This window comes from Photorhabdus africana, assembly GCF_035181445.1.
Lineage (GTDB): Bacteria > Pseudomonadota > Gammaproteobacteria > Enterobacterales > Enterobacteriaceae > Photorhabdus > Photorhabdus laumondii.
Map to the genome: position 1 here is coordinate 1 of NZ_JAXBVE010000155.1, position 550 is coordinate 550.

A 550-nucleotide genomic window follows, 5' to 3' on the forward strand; every position below is an offset into this window, starting at 1 on the left:
CCAGCATTGTGCCAGATGCGCCAGTGCGCCCTGCGCCTCTTCGCGCTGAGTTTCATCCGCCTGTTCGCAGAAGCCGGGTTGCGCAGCGTCAAACCGTTTAATCACCTGTTGTGCCAGGCGGCGCTTGAGCAGCGGTTTGTGTGGCCAGGCGGTCTGCCAGTAATGCGGGATGTAATCGGCTAACAGCTCCATTGCCAGGATGAGTTCAGCGGGATGACCGCCGTGTTGCAGTGTCCGCAGCAAATGAACCATCAGTCTGAAATCTTTGCTTTTTTCGCTGAACAGTTGCAGCGCCTGACGCCGGATCTCTTCAATATTCAGGCTGGCATGGGCCAGTGATCCCAGCTTAACCATCTCCCCGTCGATATATTCCCAGGCGGGTTCGTTTTCATCCAGCGCCCGGCTGATGAGTTCATCCGATAGGGGGGTCAGCAGGAGGCCCTGCCAGTCAAATTGTTTCCTGATATCCATGGGGATCACCAGCGGCAGGCGGAGCGTAAAGGTTTCACCGCCTGTTCCAGTTGAGAAATGTTGAATGTCATGCGGTTTC

General features: G+C 56.2%; 1 protein-coding gene. It reads right to left on the reverse strand.

The genetic code is table 11. The features are described from left to right. The coding region (locus tag SLS51_RS23185) for a type VI secretion system ImpA family N-terminal domain-containing protein (protein ID WP_323840831.1) at positions 1 to 471 on the reverse strand (471 nt) is incomplete at its 3' end. Positions 472 to 550 lie beyond the last annotated feature (79 nt).